Source organism: Pseudocolwellia sp. AS88 (genome assembly GCF_030551755.1).
Classification (GTDB): Bacteria; Pseudomonadota; Gammaproteobacteria; order Enterobacterales; family Alteromonadaceae; genus Pseudocolwellia.
The window spans coordinates 149,666-169,026 of record NZ_JAUPEC010000002.1 but is presented as its reverse complement, the minus strand read 5'-3'; the positions used below and the strand labels follow the sequence as shown (position 1 = coordinate 169,026).

The 19,361-nt window shown below is 37.6% G+C and carries 11 protein-coding genes; 1 reads left to right on the top strand and 10 read right to left on the bottom strand.

Features of this window, described 5'->3' with window-relative positions:
- Window positions 1–127 precede the first annotated feature (127 nt).
- The 10 genes from Q5N69_RS02295 to Q5N69_RS02250 form a co-directional block, all read right to left on the bottom strand.
- On the bottom strand, window positions 128–1,618 hold the full coding sequence (locus tag Q5N69_RS02295) for a tryptophan halogenase family protein (RefSeq protein ID WP_304367223.1): 1,491 nt from the start codon (window positions 1,616–1,618) through the stop codon (window positions 128–130).
- Window positions 1,619–1,659: 41 nt separating this feature from the next.
- Window positions 1,660–3,171, bottom strand: coding sequence for a tryptophan halogenase family protein (locus Q5N69_RS02290; protein WP_304367222.1), 1,512 nt, complete (start codon window positions 3,169–3,171; stop codon window positions 1,660–1,662).
- A 120-nt stretch (window positions 3,172–3,291) separates the two neighbouring features.
- A complete protein-coding gene (locus Q5N69_RS02285; RefSeq protein WP_304367221.1) occupies window positions 3,292–6,117 on the bottom strand; it encodes a TonB-dependent receptor in 2,826 nt (941 codons plus the stop codon).
- A 497-nt stretch (window positions 6,118–6,614) separates the two neighbouring features.
- On the bottom strand, window positions 6,615–7,295 hold the full coding sequence (locus Q5N69_RS02280) for a Fe2+-dependent dioxygenase (protein WP_304367220.1): 681 nt from the start codon (window positions 7,293–7,295) through the stop codon (window positions 6,615–6,617).
- Window positions 7,296–7,309: 14 nt separating this feature from the next.
- A complete protein-coding gene (locus tag Q5N69_RS02275; RefSeq protein ID WP_304367219.1) occupies window positions 7,310–9,625 on the bottom strand; it encodes a TonB-dependent siderophore receptor in 2,316 nt (771 codons plus the stop codon).
- 425 nt (window positions 9,626–10,050) lie between these two features.
- A complete protein-coding gene (locus tag Q5N69_RS02270; RefSeq protein ID WP_304367218.1) occupies window positions 10,051–10,506 on the bottom strand; it encodes a hypothetical protein in 456 nt (151 codons plus the stop codon).
- Between the two features lie 338 nt (window positions 10,507–10,844).
- The gene (locus Q5N69_RS02265) at window positions 10,845–11,012 is read right to left on the bottom strand and encodes a hypothetical protein (protein ID WP_304367217.1); all 168 of its coding nucleotides are present in this window, start codon (window positions 11,010–11,012) and stop codon (window positions 10,845–10,847) included.
- A gap of 359 nt (window positions 11,013–11,371) precedes the next feature.
- Window positions 11,372–12,235 (bottom strand): DMT family transporter, encoded by an 864-nt coding sequence (locus tag Q5N69_RS02260; RefSeq protein WP_304367216.1) that lies wholly within the window; start codon window positions 12,233–12,235, stop codon window positions 11,372–11,374.
- 19 nt (window positions 12,236–12,254) lie between these two features.
- Window positions 12,255–14,255: a tetratricopeptide repeat-containing sulfotransferase family protein gene (locus tag Q5N69_RS02255; RefSeq protein WP_304367215.1), complete on the bottom strand. Its 2,001-nt coding sequence runs from the start codon at window positions 14,253–14,255 to the stop codon at window positions 12,255–12,257.
- Between the two features lie 161 nt (window positions 14,256–14,416).
- On the bottom strand, window positions 14,417–17,089 hold the full coding sequence (locus Q5N69_RS02250) for a TonB-dependent receptor (protein ID WP_304367214.1): 2,673 nt from the start codon (window positions 17,087–17,089) through the stop codon (window positions 14,417–14,419).
- Window positions 17,090–17,303: 214 nt separating this feature from the next.
- Between Q5N69_RS02250 and Q5N69_RS02245 the strand changes: the two genes are divergently transcribed.
- A complete protein-coding gene (locus Q5N69_RS02245) occupies window positions 17,304–19,256 on the top strand; it encodes a choline BCCT transporter BetT (protein ID WP_304367334.1) in 1,953 nt (650 codons plus the stop codon).
- Window positions 19,257–19,361: the final 105 nt, after the last annotated feature.

Here is a 19,361-nt window from a genome sequence, read left to right as displayed (position 1 = left end):
AAAACAGTTATTTTCCCCCCTTTGTCGCTTGATTTAGCTAACAATACTTTTCCATTTAATAAAACGTTATATATCAAGAAAGTATTTACATTTATCTTAACCATTCATCACTTTACATTAGTTTCCTTCACCCAAAATTCAACGCACACCCATGTAAAAACTGCTGCACCTTTTTCTCTTTATATAGGTCGCCTTTATTGGGTTGATTTTTAGCAAGTGGTGGGAATGCGCCATAGCCTGCTAACAGACAATGCCATGACATAGCATCGAAGTAGGATCCTATCTGTTGCCTTTCGATCTCTTTGGTTAAATCTTCACATTTGTACCAAACATCAAGTACTTGGTATAACGAATCAGATATATTGGTGTTGTCGCGATTAGCGCGCCAGTAGTCGCTGTCGGTTCGTGTATTTAGCTTGTAGTGGGCAACTATGTAGTCTCGTACGCCATCAAACCTTTTTGCAAGCTTAGTGTTGAACTCATCTCGGTTTTTATTGCTAAAGCCGCCTTGCTCGAATCGCTCCATGAAAAACTCAAGGCTGATTTGTACTAAATGCAAAGCGGTGGCTTCGAGTGGTTCGATAAAACCTTGTGACAAACCTAAGCCGATACAGTTATTTGCCCAATGGGTTTCTAAGCGCCCTACTTTCATTTTCAAATATCTAGCTTGTTCGCTGCTATCAAGGCAGTTTAAGTGTTTACGTAGTTCTGTTTCGGCTGCGTCTGTTGAAATAAAGTCTGAGCTATAAACATAACCATTGCCGAAGCGATTTTGTAAGGGTATTTTCCAACACCAGCCTGCTGATAACGCGGTAGAAACGGTTTCAACGGGAATGCTGTCGCTAATGGGTGTGGGCATAACGATGGCTGAGTCGTTAAATAAATTGTCTTTGTAGCTGTTAAATTTTACGCCCAGTGTTTTTTGCATTAATACTGCGGCGAAGCCTGAACAATCTATAAAAAAGTCACCGGTTATAGTATTGCCTGATTTCGTTTTAAGAGCTGCAATATCACCATTTGCGTGTTGTTCAACAGCTATAACATTTTCTTTAAGGTGAGTAACACCTCGGGCAACGGCACATTCAGCTAAAAACTCGCCTAGTAAATGAGAGTCAAAGTGGTAACCGTATTCCATTTGAAATGGGAAATTTTCTGGCGCTACTGGGCTTTTACCTTGTTTAGCTAATAAACCATTGAGGATAAAATCTTCAGGTTGCGTATGAGTGTCTAGTCCTAATCGTCGGGTTTGGCAGTTTACGGTAAATGATTTGGCGGTAAAGGTATCAACTTGCGAGAAGAATGGATGACTATAACTGTTAACACCTGATGCTGGGCTCCAACCATCAAAGCGAATATTCACTTTATAAGTAGCATTGCAGCGCGGCATCCATTGCGATTCGTCTACTTCTATCATTTCAAAAAAGCGTTTTAAGCTAGGTGTAGAACCTTCGCCAACACCAATAATACCGATGTCTGGCGATTCAACTAAAGTGATTTTTATATTGTGAGAAGACCATTTTTTAGCGAATAAGTTAGCGGCCATCCAACCGGCTGTGCCACCACCTAAAATAACAAGATGTAACGGCTTGTTGTTTATGTTCTGACTTTCTGAGTTCATGTGATGCCTTTATTATTAACCTAGATTCAGCTTTTTATGATTTAAGTGCAGCTATTGTTTAAGCTAGCTTGTAAGAACTCATCGTGGCTAGGTAAAGAGGCGACAGGCTCGTGCTTTGCCTGTTTAACTTTAGCTAACATTTCGTTTAATGCCTCGACTGAAACACTGTTCGCAATAGGATGATAGTCTTTAGGTATTATGCCTTGCCCCACTAATACTTGCAGCCAAGAGCTGTCTTGAAAAAGGTCGTCTTGTTCTTTAAATAAACGTCCGCTTTGTTTAAATATTTCAATTTTATGGGCTAGGCTGTCAGGTACATCCATGGTTCGCATGTCTTGCCAAAAACGGCTGTCGGTGCGTTGATTGACGTGATAATGCAAAATAATAAAGTCTCGAATTTGTTCAAACTCTATTTTTGATTGTTTGTTGTATTCGCTAACCAATGCGTTATTAATACCTTGATGCGGAAACAAGTGCACTAACCGAGTAATAGCCGATTGAATAAGATGAATACTGGTTGATTCTAGTGGTTCTAAAAAGCCACTTGATAAACCAATAGCGACTACATTTTTGTTCCATTGTTGGCGTCTGCGCCCAATATGAAAACGTAAGTGTTTAGGATCAGCTAACGCTTTAGAGTCTAAGTTAGAAAGCAGCAAGTCTTCAGCATGCTGCTCGCTATAATAACGGCTGCTATACACTAAGCCATTGCCGTTGCGATGCTGTAACGGGATGCGCCATTGCCAGCCAGCGGAGTGAGCAATTGAGCGTGTGTAAGGTAAGGTTTTTTCTAAGCGTTCAGACGGAACAGCAATAGCCCGATCGCACTGTAACCAATGGCTCCAATCTTCGTAACCTGTGGCGAGTTTTTGTTGAATGAGCAAGCCTTTAAAGCCTGAACAATCTATAAATATATCGCCTTTTACTTGGCGTCCGTCGTTAAGTTGTAATGCTTGAATATAGCCCGACTCTTGGCATTGCTGTACATGTTCAACCATACCTTCGGTTCTTTTCACGCCCATTTTTTCGCTGATCTTTCGTAAAAACTGTGCGTATAAACCTGCGTCAAAGTGATAGGCGTATGGCATGTCGTAAATAGGATCTTGGCTATTTATTTTGGCGAACTTGCCAGCTTCAGCACATAAGTAATTTAAGTCGTATTGCCAAAGATGTTGATCATTTTCTAATTGATTGGCGCGTTTAAGTAAATGATGAAATTGGCAAAAAGCTAAGCTTCGCCCTGCTGCACCAAAGGTATGGTAATAGCTGTCACCTTTGTTTTTCCAGTTCTCAAATTTAATGGCAAGTTTGATGGTGGCTTTGGTTTCGCGGAGAAATTCAGCTTCATCAATACCGAGTGCGCTGTTGAATAACTTAATTGGTGGGATAGTCGCTTCGCCAACACCAATAGTGCCTATTTGTTCTGATTCAATTAATTCAATTTCAACGGCTGAACCTATCAGTTTTTTTATCATGGCTGCCGACATCCAACCAGCGGTTCCGCCACCTAAAACAACTACTTTTTTTATTGTATTATTCGTTGCTGCATTCATTTTTAAACGACCTCAGAATATTGAACTTAAACACTAAATCTAAACACTGGCCTAAACAGTCTAAAGCAAAAAAACCTACCAAGGGTATTGGTAGGTTTTGGCTTTGAGACTTATGCTTGGTTAGAATTTATAATTAAGACCTAACATGTAGTTTGCGCCAAATGAGCTATAAGCAGAAAGAAAACCACTGCCGTCAGCTTGCACTGAATCTTCATTAGTTAAGTTTTGCGCTTGTAATATAATGCGTAAACCGTCTAAAGATTCAATACCTGACTCGCTAAAGTCGTAGCCCATTTGCATATCCCAAATTTCTGAACCTTGGTCGGTTCTTGGAATTAAGCTTAAGCTAAGACCGCGAGTTTCGGTGATAAATTCATCACGTTTGGTGCCAGATAAGCGAATTTCGAAACCGTTTCGCTCATAGTAAGCCGTTAACGAGTAACTTTCTTCAGACAATCCTGGTACTGGGCTGTCGTCAGATAATTCACCATCAATAAAGGTAGCACTCATGGTTACACCAAAGCCTTCTAGGTTTTCGTGTACTAATTCAAGTGGCACGCTAGCTTGTAATTCGTAACCGCGAGCATAACCAGTAAAACCATCTACCGCACTTGTTGTTTGACCTGATAATGTTCCTGGTACTTGGCCATCAGTTGTTTGATGGAAGCCCGGAATATAAAAGTCGCTAAAGTCAGTTGTTACAGGGCTATTACGGTGCCAGTTTTTCAGATCTTTATAGAAGAAACTAACGGCAAAGTAACCATTGTCTGCAAAGTAGTTTTCATATGAAATATCATATTGATTTGCTTCTAACGGTTTTAACTGTGTACTACCTGATGACGCAGACCAAGCTGATTGTGTTGGGTCGGTTTGCAGTATGTTTACATCGTTAAACTGAAAGCTTACTGCGCTGTTTGGGCGTAAGGTATCAATTCTTGGACGACTGATAACTTTTGAAGCCGCTGTTCTAATAAATTGATTTTCAGCTATTTCAAAGTTTAAGTTGAATGATGGTAAAACGTCAATGTATGAAGCATCGTCTGATACCGCTATTGCACGCGTTAATCCATCTGCACCACTACTTGTGTTATAACCTGAACCTTCTTGATCAGCATTAACAACTTGTACACCAAGGTTACCACTAACTAATATATCGCCTATTTCTGTTTCTATATCTAACTTAGTGTAAAAAGTTAATAGGTCTTCTGAGATAGTGTAGCTGTCACCTAAACGTGTGTTTTCAACAAGTGCTGCGTCAGTTTCTGTGTAGTAGCCGCTGTTTACTAAGCCTGGTCCGTCAAATGCTACCACACCTTTAATGCCAACAAAGCTTAAATCAGTAAAGCCAGTAACATCAGGAATTGGTCCATCACCAGGGAAAGTAGGTGCAGTTAAAAATGCGCCTTGGTTAGTTTTTTGTTTAGTACGTTCAGAAAAGTTAACGCCTGCTTTAATGCTATTAAAAATGCTGAACTCAATAAGACCTTCAACATCAATACGGATGCTATTTAATTCTTCTTCAAATTTAGGACGGTTAATAAAACCATCTTGTGCGTCTGATGGTGAGCCGCCAGCAAACTGTGGAAGTGAAGCTAAAGCATTAAACCCGCCGCCCCAAGATTGTGGACCAGCAAGTGTTAAAATGTCTGGGTTGGTTAAATCAACAGGGGCAATAGTTGGATGGTCACTAAATATTGCGCCTGTAGATACCATTTCAAATGAACGTGCTGAAGCGGCACCAGAGCCTGCACGACCTGTACCTGCGTAAGCTTCCATACCAACAATGTCTTTATCTACTGAGCTTGTTGATAAGTCGAGTGTTGCTGACCAAGTGTCGTTAATTTCGTAATCTAAATTCAAACCAAAAGCTGTTAACTCAGCTTTTTGTTGTGTTGAATCGTTACGGATTACTGCGTTAAAGCCATCTTGAAAACCTGAAGTGACTAAGCCGTTTTCTACGCCTGTAACACTAAAATTATTACTTCTACCTTCAATAATGCCGCGACGTACATCGTTCTCTTCAAAATCGATATAAAGTGCATCGAAGGTAATGTTTAATTGATCGTTCGGTTGATATTCAATAACAGCAGCAATTGAGTCACGTTCTAACATAGCTGAACGACCGTAATATTGACCACCATTGATAATAACGTCGGTACCTTGAGAAGCAACAGTATCACCGGCGATGTCTTCGTCAGTTCTTGCGATACTTGAAAGCGGAGAGTAACCCCAAGCGCTAAAAAATTCTTCTTGGCGTGGTGTTTCTTGTGATGCGATAACTAGTGCAACACCTAAAGTATCGTCGGCAAACTTATCAACAAAGTTAAATGATAATTTATGACCTTGGTTATCGTAATCTGGATTTAGAGAATCTTTTTCATTTTGTTCTAGCTGCAAATTAAACGCCATGGCTGGTGCTGCTGATAATGGGCTTACAGTTTCTAAATTAACTGTACCACCAACACCTTGCACAAGTAGATCTGCTTGAGATGATTTATGTACCGCTAGAGTAGAAATAATTTCCGTTGGATATAAATCAAATTCAACACCACGGTTATCACCCATACCTAATAATTCGCGACCATTTAAAGATGTACCGATGTAGTTCTCATTAAAACCACGAACAGATAAACCACTCGTACGGCCATTACGTCGTTCACCAGTAACACCCGGTAAACGTGCTAATGATTCAGCAATACTAGTATCTGGTAATTTACCGATGTCTTCTGCTGATATAACTTCAACGATAGAATTAGAGCTCATTTTAATGGCTTGTGCTTTAATTAAGCTGCCACGAATACCGGTTACTTGAATAACTTCAACTTGCTTTTCTTCAACTTTTTGGTTGTTGTTTTGCTCTGTTTGGGCAATAGCTGATGAACTCATGGCTAAGAGTCCGCTAGATATTAAAGCCACCGATACTTTATTTAATTTGAAATTTATCATGATTATTTTCCCCTAAATCATCCTTGAATAATTTGTTATAGCTAACTTCTTATCAGCTTATTAATTTTTCGTTACACATAAATTTGTGAGCACGTTTAATATAAGCCCGCTATTTGAACTTAGATACCAAATGCATACGTATTCAATAAACTGGGGAATGTTTCATATCTCTGAATACGTATGCATAAAGCACATTAGGCTCTGTTGATAAAATAATCATTTAGATTTAAGCGTGAACATTGGAAACACGATCGATTTGGCTTAGCGTTCTGCACATTTATGTCTAAATAAAGTATAGAACTTAAACTGACTAATGCAGGGATAATGTAGGATTGATGCAGAGTTAATGGTATTTAAATTAGGTGTTTCTATTGAGAAGGCGTTTTATGTTTACTCGCAAATAAATGTAAACATAAGCCTGTGATTTGGTGTTTTCGAGGTTATAAAATTAAAGGCTGTACCTTAAGATACAGCTTAAAAATATGGCCTAGGTTAGTTTACAGCTGAGTAAATTGACGTATTAAGTTGTGATAGACGTTATGTAAATTGTCTAACTCGGTGCGCGAGGTTTTATCTTCAGCAATCAGGTTTTGTATGCTTTGATCAAGCTGATACAGGTTCTGACGTATGTTTGAGTCGGCAATCATACTTTGCATCCAAGTAATTGCCGCAACACGTTGCCCTTTAGTAACAGCGTTAACTTTGTGCAAACTACTTGATGGATAAACGATGGCATAACCTGCCGGTAACTTAATTGATTGTTGGCCGAACTCGGTAGAAATGATCAGCTCACCTCCTTCGTATTCTTCTGGCTCACTCAAAAAAGTTGTCATTGATATATCGCTACGTATCACTTCTGATGTATTGGGTATTCTCATTACAGCAGCGTCTACATGATAACCATATTCTTCGGTTTCAATATAACGATTAAAACACGGTGGAAATATTTTATGAGGTAAAGCAGCCGATACTAATTTAGGTGTTTCGCCAATGCGCGACAATAGCTGGTTAGCTAATTGGCGCACACTGTCGTTATTAGGATCGGCTTGATTGTTATTTTTTACTGAAGCTGCCATTCCCATTGCCGTTTTAGTGCCATCGTCCCAAGGGGCGTTTGCTAGTACTTTACGGTATGCGTTAACTTCTTCAGTTGATAATATTTTATCAATAACAATCATATTTTCTCTCTAGTTTAAAATTCGTAAGTTGCTGTAAGCTTAGTACTTGTTGCATTACCTAGGTACATAAATGAACCTGAACGGTATGCCGCAGTATAGTAAGTTTCATCAAAAGCATTACCAATGTTTAATCTAAACGATAAATCGTCTGTTGCATAATAGTTAGCGAATAAATTAACAACTTGGTAGCTAGGCACAACAATGCTGTATCTGTTGTTTGTTGCATCATAACCCGCTGCGCTATCAGGCTGACCAGCATACATTTCGCTTTGGTAAGCGTAATCACCACCAATCACGAATGAATCGTTAATTTCATATCTTAACTGTAAGTAAGCACTTTTCTCTGCGAAGTTACTTAAAGTTAAACCAACATTGCTTTCAGTAATTGAGTCAAGTATTTCAGCATCCATTACTGTTGCTGAGAATTGCACACTTAAAGCATCAGTAATGTTACCAACTAAGCCAATTTCAATACCTTTTACGCGGTTTTCACCTGTATTCAACGTACCTAATGAAGCGTAATCATCATCACCTACACTTTCCATTACATCATCTTTAGTAATTTGGAAAATTGAAGCTGAAAGTAAGTAGTTATCATCAATCATGATCTTAGTACCAAGTTCAATATTTTGAACACGTTCTGGATCTGAATCTTCTACTTGAGTTGGGTCACCACAAACACCACCGTAACCACAACTTGCACCTAGGTCAGACTCGCCGCCATTGATGTTAGTTGCAGTGCTGTAGTTAGCGTAAATATTTACATCTTCTGAGAAATCGTAAATTAAGCCAATGTTGCCATTGTACATAGTGTCTGAGTAGTCATAATCAGTTTCAGTACCTCGGCTTATAGTGTCGTTACTGTAATCAAAACTATCTACACGAGCACCATAGTAAAGATCAAGTTGTTCAGTTAAATGTACTGTATCCATCATGTAAAACGACACAGTTTTAATATTTAATACCGCATCATTATAATCTTTCGAATATGTTCTACCGATTAATTGATCGATATTGCTAACAGGATTGCCGTCGCCACCAATAATACAGTAACCACCAGATACTCCATTACGACCTGAAATTTGACAGTTAGTTGGGTTGTTGTTATCGATAGAGTAAACACCGTTTTCAACATCTTCATCTGTGTATTCAAGACCAAAAACAAAGTTATTTTCTAAGTCGAATAACTCAGTGTTCCAAAATAGGTTGAATTGTGTGCTTGCATACGAAACATCTTGGTAACCTTGGTGAGTACTTAAGCTAATAGTAGCTGCACCTGGTGCAATGGTGTCACTCGCATCACGCGTTGTACCACTTGCGCCAGTAGTAATGTAACCATTTTTTGTTTCGCCGTAACGTGTGGCGTTATAAAGCGTTACGTTATCGTTTAGTTCGTATTCTGTTCTTAATGTAAATGTTTTTACTTCAGATTTTAAGAAGTCAGACTCTTGTGCGTACACAGGGATATCTTCAACGGGTGCATAAGCATCACGGTCAAAGTAAGTACCTAAGTCAGATACATCTTCAGCATCTAAGTAGTATGCATCGGCAGTAAATGACAATTTATTGCTAGGTAAATATACCGCTGATAATTGCACACCGTTTCTTTTACTAGAGATGTCTTCACGATCTGGTTTATCTTGATCAGAAGTTAATGCATTAATACGTACTGCTGAATTTTCTGAAAGCGGTAAGTTATAATCAAGAGTTACACGTTGGTATTCGTCTGTACCTAAACCTGCATCTACACGACCAAAGTTATAGTTTACTGAAGCTTTTTTAGTAACGCTGTTTACTGCACCACCTGAAGAACCACGACCAGCAAATGTTGAGCTTGGGCCTTTAGTAATTTCAACACGTTCAGTTGCGAAACTTTCACGCGTACTCATACCTGGATCACGTAAACCATCAACAAATACATCGCTGCGTGCTTCATGGCCACGGATAATATAACGATCACCAAATGCGTTACCGTTTTCGCCTGTACCTAATGTGATACCTGCTTGCGCTGATAAAATGTCTTTAAGATCTGTTTTACCGGCTTCTAAAAGTTGATCTTGTGTTAATACCGTAATAATTTGTGGGGTATCAACCAATTTAGCAACACGACGAATATCGCCTGACTCATCGTGTAAATATACTGAGGTTCTTACGCCGTGAACTTCCATTAACTCAATCGCTTTTTCTGATTGGTTTAATTCACATTTAGCTGTCGCTTCATCTTTACAATTATCTTTAATTTCATCTGCATATAAATTACTGCTTGAAAAAACAAGAGCGGCTGTAATAGCTTGAGCGCCTAATGTTAACTTACTATGATTTTTCTTCATGTTTTTGAGGTCCTGTATTTAATTTATATTTTAATAATTCTAATGCGGCGCATTCTAAACCACAAAAAAGCCAAATACAAATCGATATCATTTAGATTTGTTATTCTTTATAAAATAATGAAGATAAATTTAAATGATGAAGTGGAGTTCTATTTCTTACCAGACAATAAAAAAACCTTAACAACATGATTATTAATACAATAATATTTATTAGATCTCATATAAATGGAAAAACTGAATGACAGTTAATTAAGGTTTACTATCTTAAATTTCAAGGAGTTTGATGGATTTAAGAAAGATTTTCTTAAAAAATATGAAGTATTCATAAAGTGATATGAAAATAATGAGGCTAAATGGTGATATTCTGGGGATTGTAAATATGTGATCGTGGCATGAAAGCATAATTAGCTAACTGAAGCCAAATTCTATTCGTAATCAGATCGCTTGATCAGAAAATTTTCAGGCCAAACTTCCCTTACCTGACTTTCCCACGCTCTATCTATTTTGCCATTAGGCAACATTCTTAACCAATACTTTACCCATTTACGCACTATCTTCCCTGTTTTACTTAAGGTGAGTGGTGCAAATACACATTTATAACTGTGACCTTGGTGTTCAACTATTTGATGGTTTTTGGCTCTTCGATGCAACGCCATTAATTTAGTACTAACGGTTTCAACTTCAGATAAAGGTATAAGCTCAGCTTTTTTCAAATGTTGTAATATTTTAGATTTTTTAACTGCTACAAGATTATAAGCATCAATATGCGGTGTGTAGAGTAAACCTGTTAATCCATAAATAGATCTAAGTTCTCGGTCAGCAAGTTCTTTAAGAGGTTTTAGTTCTTCATTGATATTATCTAAATCGTTAATCGAAAACATAAATTCGTACAAACCTTAAAATGGTTAAGAAGAATGACTCTGAAGAGCTCAACATGAGATGTTTATTCAAAGAAGATGACTAAATGCTTTATTTAATAAAGCGGCACATTAAACATGAATAACGTTAGTGACCATACTAACATCAAGCATAACTAGTGCTGTATTTTTCTAGGATATTTTAGCGAGAGTGTTCAATTCAAGATGAGGATTTTGGTAGATTAATTCTGTAAATCGTACTATCGGATTTTAACTGTATTTTTATATTTAGCAGCTATAGCACTTTAATTGGTATTGTCAGTATTAAGTGTGATCCTCTCTCTTGAATTTAATTTAAATATTTAACTTGTCGCTAACCAAGATAAAAATTGTTTAAAGTCAGACGAATTTGAAAAAGTAACATAACTTAATCCATGACCGTCTTTGATCGCTACGCGATTTTGATTAACAGAAATTGAATGCACTGGTTGCATTACACGGATCTGTTGTCCGTTATAATTGTAAGACATATAAAAACTCTAATATATAATACCAATCACAATAATTAATTGATCATTTGTACTTGTTTAAATGATTAATTTATTAATGCGTTTGGTATAAGTGTTGTTATTGGGGATATGATCACGCAATAAAAACAAAGTGTTATTATTGTTTTTGCTCAAATATAAAGATTTTACGCTGAAATATTTCGATGGAGACTAAACAATAATGGAATAAAAAATCTAATGGGAACTGACATGTTTAAGGAAGGCAGAGCAATAAGAAATTCATAAAAGGTTCAAAGTTAACTGCAAAAAGCATATGTGTTAACTCGAATTGAGATGGAGTCTATAGGATGTTCAAATAATAAACAAGGTTTATTTTCACTTTAATTTTTTGTAATTTTTGCCGTGATAACAATACTCAAAATTATGAAAAATGCACCTAACCAAGCATAAACGTCTGGAATATGATGCCAAATAAACCATCCCCACAACGCATTAAAAGCAATACCAATATAGCTAACAGGTGCAATAACACTCGCCGGAGCGTGTGTATATGCCAAGGTATAAAGGTACATTCCCAAGTAGAGTGATGCTGCTACAATAATCACCCATAACCAAGAGCTTTGAACCACTGATAGCGGATCTCCCTTCACTAATACAAGTATTAATGAGAAAACCGTAGAAAAGAAAAAATAAACGAATAATGCTTCTTTTGCTGAAACATGATTACTTAGCATACGCGTACTTACCATAGACACAGCCAAGCCAATCGCAGACGCAAAACCAACCAGATGCCAAACATTAATATTGGTTGGACTTGGACGCATAATAATAAGCACACCAACAAAGCCTATAAACAAAGGCAACCATCGCCGATGAGCAATGCCCTTTCCATGAAGCGCAAACACTACAAAAGGTACGCACAATGGCGCGCACGTTCGAAGTATTGAAGCTTCTACCATAGGAATATGACTTAACGCACCGTAGTAGCAAAGTATGGCAAAAAAGCCGCCGAAGCTACGCAAAGTTAACAAGCCCCACACTTTTGCGGGGCGATAAATTTTACTTTTAATCACTTGAGGTAAAAGCAACAGCGTGCACAGTAAGCTTTGCCAAAATAAAAGGGTAGAAACGTTAATAGTGAGCTGAGCTTTTTTAGCGCCAACGGTGGCGATAGACATGACAAAAGCATAAGCAAGTGTCATCAATACTGCTTTTTTAACGTCCATCTTCATGTTTGTATTCATTAACTTAACTCATTCTAAACTACAGCTTTAAAACATTTTTTAATGGCGTTAAATGCTCTTCAAAATATAACCATTGTTCCGTTGCACTTTTATAAATAGGTTGGCGAACTTGCTCTGAACTTGGGGTTTTAATATTACGTTTAGTTTTATGAAAATCGATACATGATTGCTCGAAGCCTAAGCCACAAAAATCAAGGATTCTGCGTACTTCTTTATCTAAATCGTCCACTACATCTTCGTGATTCACCGTGAGTACAAAATCAGGTAGTACCTTTTCCCAATGAGCCATTAATTTTAAATAGACTTGGTAATAACGTCCAATATCTTCAAGGTTATAACTGAAGTCTTGGCCTTCTGCGAATAACTGTTTGAAGCCACTAAAACAACAAGCCATAGGCGATCGTCTAGCATCTATAATTTTGGCGTTAGGCAGTATAAGTTTGATCAAACCAATATGAAGAAAGTTATTAGGCATTTTATCAATAAACAAAGGTGCGCTGTCACGGTAAACACGTGTTTCGTCAATAAATTGCTGACCAAAACGTTTAAAATACTCAGGATTAATCTCAGCTAAGTTTTTAGGATATTGGTTCTCTTGTTTTGGATTAGGATTACGGCCACGTAAACGGGAAGCTAATCCCAAAATATTATGCAACTCCATAGTGCCATCAACTTGGCTGTGCGACGCTAATATTTGCTCAAGCAACGTTGAACCTGCACGAGGTAAACCCACTATAAAAATAGGGTCTGGTGCATCAAGTCCTAACTGACCTCGTTGTTCAAACAACTCTGCGGTGCAGTACTTTATTTGATCTTCGACTTGTTGCTCAATTTTACTAATATCGAAACCATTATTGCTGTGTTGTAAGTTATTGCCCTGCTCATAAGCTTTAAAGGCAAGATCAAACTCTTTGCGATCTTCAAAGGCTTTACCGGTAGCAAAGTGAAGTTGAATTTTATCGGTTATTGCTAAGTCGTCACTCTCACGTTTAGATTGCATTTGAGCTATTTCTTCGTCTGTAAAGCGATAGGTTTTAGTGTTAGCTAAACTCCAATAAGCATCACCGTAATTAGGATTTATTTGGTAAGCCTTTTGATAAGCTTGAACCGCTTTTTCTATATCACCTTTGGCTTTAAGTGAATGCCCTAGTTGTAAATGGAAACCCGCGATTTGATCATCTTGTTCTATCGCTTGTTCAAATAATTTTATGGCTTGGTCTGTTTCCCCTAAGCCCGCTAATACATTCGCTTTGGCAACTTTAAAGCTTAAATTATTAGGCTGTTCTACCAGTAAACTTTCTACTTGTTGTTCAGCTGCTTTGTATTTACCAAGGCGTATTAATAGGTTGAGATATTGCGATCTTGCATGAATGTGTGTTGGTGCTAACTCTAAAGCACTCGCTAATAAAAACTCTGCATCGTCATATATTTTAAGCTCTATACCTATTTCTGCGAGTAGGCACATACCGTCAACATGTCGTTTGTTATTTTGTAAAAAATGACGGCAAATTTGCTCTGCTTTTAAAAATTTACCTTCAACCATAAACTCAGTTACAGCGAGTAAAGCAGGCGGTAGTTTTTTTAGTTTTTCGAGTTGATTCGCTGCTTTTTGAATGTTTTCAGGTTGATTAGTATCGCGATATATTTCAATAAGTTCTTGCCAACTTCCGACTAAACAAGGATTAAGTTGTACGGCTTTTTCAAAGGCTATTTCAGCTTGTGGCATTTGTTGTAAAGCAATATATATATGACCTAATTCTTGGTGAGCTCGGCTATGTTTTTCGTCGAGTTTAATTAATTCATTGATACTGGTTAATGCGTCAGAAAAACTTTTAGCATAACGCTGAGCAACAGCTATCAAATACCATAGTTGGCATAATTGCGTATGATCTTTTATTAATTCTTGTTGTTGCAAAAGTTGCTTACTTTGCAATATTGCGTCATTAAATTTTGCTGTTTGAATTAGCTGCTGAATTGATTTTAATGCTTCATCAATTGAAAGGTTAGCTGTGTTTTCCAAGACTTTGGCTCCACGAATAAATAACGATAATAATTATCAAAAAAATGCCGTTTGATTGTAACATCAAACGGCATTTTCAGCGTAACTCAGTATGATATATTGTTAAAGCTTATTAACTAATGTGAGCTTTAACTTAACTTAAGCTTTAACAAAAATAGCTGTTAATAGAAATCGTACGAAAATCTAAAGCCGACTGTACGAGGTCTATTTGAAACAACTTTTGGTGTAAACTGTTGCGTATCAATATATAACGTCGCATTTTCGTCAGTTACGTTATCAATATAAACTTCAGCTTTCCATTCATCATTTGTAACACCAAAACTTAGGTTAGCTAGTACATAACTTTCTTGTACATAACGACCACCAGCAAAAGTTTCGCCATTACGATCTACGTAGTTAACACCACCGTAAACATCAGCTTCTTTTTGGATTTTTAAGCCAGTTCCTGTGCCATAAATTAACTGAGTTGCATCTTCATTAACAAAAGCGTCCATTGTCATACTTGCTAGTCTTTCGCCGGTATAACTAATTGAGCCATTTACATAACCCGTTAAATCACCTTTAAGTGGGTAAAAGTATTGCGCTTGTAAGTTACCTGAAAACTCAGCTGAGTAAGGTAGACGGCTTCCTACTGGAGGAGCAATACCTGCAAGTTCATCGTTAATTGACGTTAATTCAGTATCAATAAAACTAAAGGCACCTGAGATAATTAAGTTATCTGTTGCTACCCAACTAAAATCACCATCTATTCCTTTAATTTCAGCATCACCAACGTTATCGGTAAATACTAAGAAACTAATGTTTGTTGGGTCGTATCGTGACGTTTGTAGATCCGATATTTTTGAATAGTAAGCTGTTGCATTAAAACGTAATGATTGATCAAGCAAAGTCGATTTAAAGCCTAATTCTATATTGTCTAAACTATCCGTTGTTGAATAAACTGGAATACGGAAGTTAGCAAAAGCACCTTCGTCACTAGACGCTGAACCACCACCAACACGGTTAGTTACTGGTGGTCTGAAACCTTCAGAATAAGATGCAAATACCATCATATCTTTCGATACACGCCAATCAAGTGATGCTTTAATGATAATGTCGTCTACCGTTAGTGTACCGTCATCATCAAGTAAGCTAGTTTCTAGTTGTCCGCTAGCAATTGCTTCTTGAATTGCTGTTGCTTCGTCTGCGCCAAAAAACTCAGTTAATGCTTCAGGGCTACCATCACCAAAGGCTTGTAATCGACCACTTACGTCAACCGTAGTTGTTGCACCTTTAAATGAATCATCAATTTGATACCAACGCGCACCAAAACCAGCGGTTACTGAATCTGTAATATCAAATTCTAATTGGCCGAATACAGCGATTTGATCGATTACATGAGTTACATCGTTCACAAAACTTATTTCAGAAGAGAATGGTGTATTAAAACCATCACTGTTGATGCCGTCGTTACCTTTTAACGTTCGTTGTAAGTCAGTGAAATCATAAGCACCATCTAAACTAGTGTTGGCAATGTTAAATAAACCAACTGTTGATAGCTCTTGTGAATCGTAGAAAACACCTGCAGTTAAGCGCCAGCGATTTTCAGCTGATGTGTTTAAACGTAATTCATGGGTAATACGCGATGTGCTGGTTTCTTCTTTATAGAATTTTGTTGGATCAAGACATTCTTGTTCACTTTCAGATACGCCAGCATAGTTACATACGTAATAAGCTGAAAATGCACCACCATTGGTATAGCCGGTGTAATCGATAGTCGAGTTGATATCTCTGTCTAAATAACCACCTGTGTAAACAATATCTAGCTGCTCAAGTCGGCCTTCTAATGTCCAAGTTGTTAAACCAAAATCATCATTGTTATTTTCTGGCACAAAGCGGTTTGTAGAGCTTTCACCTTCAAGATTTGGATCATAAGCAAACACCCCTTCAGTATCGAGAGATTGCTGCGTATGTTGAACTAAAAGTTCCCAATCATTGTTGATTAAGTAAGATAGTCCAAAACGAGCACCAGCATAATTTGCAGTGTTAAAGTTCTCTTCAACTAGCGTGTCATTTTTTGGAGATGTAACAGGTGTATTTTCAGGATTAGCTAAAACACCACCTGAAATTCTATCAATAACTACGGCGCTACCAATGTAACCACCTTGACCTGGTTGGTTTAAGATGTTGTCGATCCAACCACCTTGATGATCATTATAAGCTGCAACACGTACCGCAAGTGAATCACTCAAAGACATATTGAAATAAGCTTCAACCGAGTTGCTTAAATCGCCACCTTTAGTTGAATTAATGTTGGTATCAAAACCCGCAGCAAAACCATCATGTGTTGGTTTGTTAGTAATTAAACGCACAGTACCGGATTGCGAACTCGCACCAAAAAGTGTGCCTTGTGGACCTGGAAGAACTTCTACACGCTCAACATCTGTTGCGTAAATGTCTAAGTTGCGACCTTGCATTGAAACAGGTTGTTCATCTAAGTAAAACGCTACAGAAGGCTGTAATGCTTGTACTGATGAAACTGAAATGTTGGTTTGTGATGTTGCTGCACCACGAATGTAAATTTCGTTTTGTCCTGGGCCTGTGCCCTGAAAAACGACGTTAGGTAAAAATTCTACGTATTCGCCAAAATTAGCTACACCCAATTTCTCTAGGCTATCGCCGGTTAACGCCGTAACGGTAACAGGGACTGCTTGGATAGATTCTGAACGCTTAGTCGCAGTAACTTCAATAGTCTCTATTTGAGCTTTTGGTTGTTTTATTGCTTCTTCTGCATAGATGTTGCCTGATGCCGCTATTGCTGTAAGTACAGCACAATGCAGCTTAGTGAATTTCATATGTTTTCCCTTGATATAATTTATTATGTTGAATAAATATAGTTAGAATTCTAACTATATTTAATATCTAGTATAGCTTAACAATTTATAAAAATTATTTCAGGGTTAAAGCTACATATAATTTATATAAGGGTTTTTAAGATTAAGAGCTTAGAGTTGTTTACAGATCAACATAAGCAGATATAATATCAATACAAACAAAACTCAGGGGAATATTTTGCCTTCAGACGCAAAAAGTAAACTCAATAAAAAGGTATTTTTCAGTGCCTCTTTCATTATTATCGCACTCATACTTTATACCGCTTTACTACCTACACAGGCGAACAACTTATTTACTCTCATTCAAGCAGGTATTATTGAAAACGGTAGCTGGTTTTACGTACTAGTTGTTGCATTTATTTTCTTCTTTGTTTCTTTTCTTGGCTTCTCCCGTTATGGCGACATAAGACTAGGGCCAGATCATGCAACACCTGATTATCCATTAGTTACTTGGCTTTCTATGTTATTTGCCGCTGGAATGGGTATTGGTTTGATGTTTTTTGGGGTTGCAGAACCTTTAATGCATTACTTATCTCCACCGACTGCAGCTACCGGCACAGTAGAAGCTGCGCGCGAAGCCATGAAGATGACTTTTTTCCATTGGGGATTACATGCATGGGCAATCTATGCCGTAGTTGCCTTAGTGTTAGCGTATTTTAGTTATCGCCATAACTTACCGCTAACTTTACGTTCAGCACTTTATCCATTAATTGGTGAACGAATTTATCAATGGCCAGGGCATCTAGTGGATGTGTTTGCGGTAGTGAGTACCGTATTTGGTGTTGCAACTTCACTAGGTTTAGGTGCATCTCAAGTAAATGCTGGTTTCAGTTACTTATTCGGTATTGAAGTCTCGATTATTAATCAAATACTCATCATGAGTGGCATTATCTCGCTTGCTGTAGTTTCTGTTGCTACGGGTTTAGATAAAGGTGTTAGACGCTTATCTGAAGCCAATATGATATTGGCGGTTATCTTACTAGTACTAATTTTTGTATTAGGCCCAACGGTATTTTTACTTCAAGCTTACCTGCAAAATATTGGTGATTACTTAGCTGATATTGTGCATAACACCTTCAATTTATTTGCTTATAAAAAGACAACATGGATTGGTGGTTGGACTATATTCTACTGGGGTTGGTGGTTAGCATGGGCACCTTTTGTTGGTTTATTTATCGCGCGTATATCTCGCGGTCGTACCATCAGAGAATTCATTCTAGGCGTTATGTTAATACCTACTGTATTTACTTTATTGTGGATGACTATTTTTGGAAATAGCGCTATCGACTTAGTGTACAACCAAGGCGTTGTAGCTTTAGGGGAAATGGTGAGTAAAGATTCTTCAGTAGCGTTATTTGTATTCCTTGAGAACTTCCCACTTTCTTCTGTGTTGTCGTTTTTTAGTGTATTGATGATTGTAATATTCTTCGTCACTTCATGTGATTCAGGCGCTATGGTTGTAGATATGCTGTGTTCACACGGAAGCAACGACACTCCATTATGGCAACGTGTTTATTGGGCAATAGGTATTGGCGTAGTTGCTGGTATATTACTGTTGGTGGGTGGTTTAAGTGCCCTTCAAACTATGACGATTGCCAGTGCTCTGCCCTTTGCTATAGTGTTAATTATCGCGATTATTGGTTTAATTAAAGCATTACGTGTTGAAGCTTTTAAACAAGACAGTCAATTAGCCACAGTGATCCCGCATTCAAGTAATGTGAATGATGATAGTTGGCAAGTGCGTTTGAAAAATATCGTTGACTTTCCGAATAAAACTAACGTTAATAAGTTTATTAATTTAACAGTTGTTCCGGCATTTGACTCTGTGGCAAAAGAACTTAAAGAAAATCATATTAGTGTTGAAGTGACACACGAAAATGGTCTGAGTTTGATTGTTGATCACGGCGAAGAACGCGTATTTATTTATCGTGTAATGGCGCGTAAACATTCACAGCCTGACTTTGTTACCGAAGACGATGAAGACGAACAAAGTTACTATCGTGCAGAAGTTCATTTAGTTGAAGGTGGGCAAGATTACGACATTATGGGTTGGTCTAAAGCAGCAGTGATCAACAACATTATTGATCAATACCACAAACATCTACATTTCTTACATTTAATGCGTTAAGTCATCAATATAAATACTTTAGAGCGCCAATGTTGTTAACAATATTGGCGCTCGACTGAATAGCTATATTGATTTGAATCCACTAATACATACCTTTTACCACCA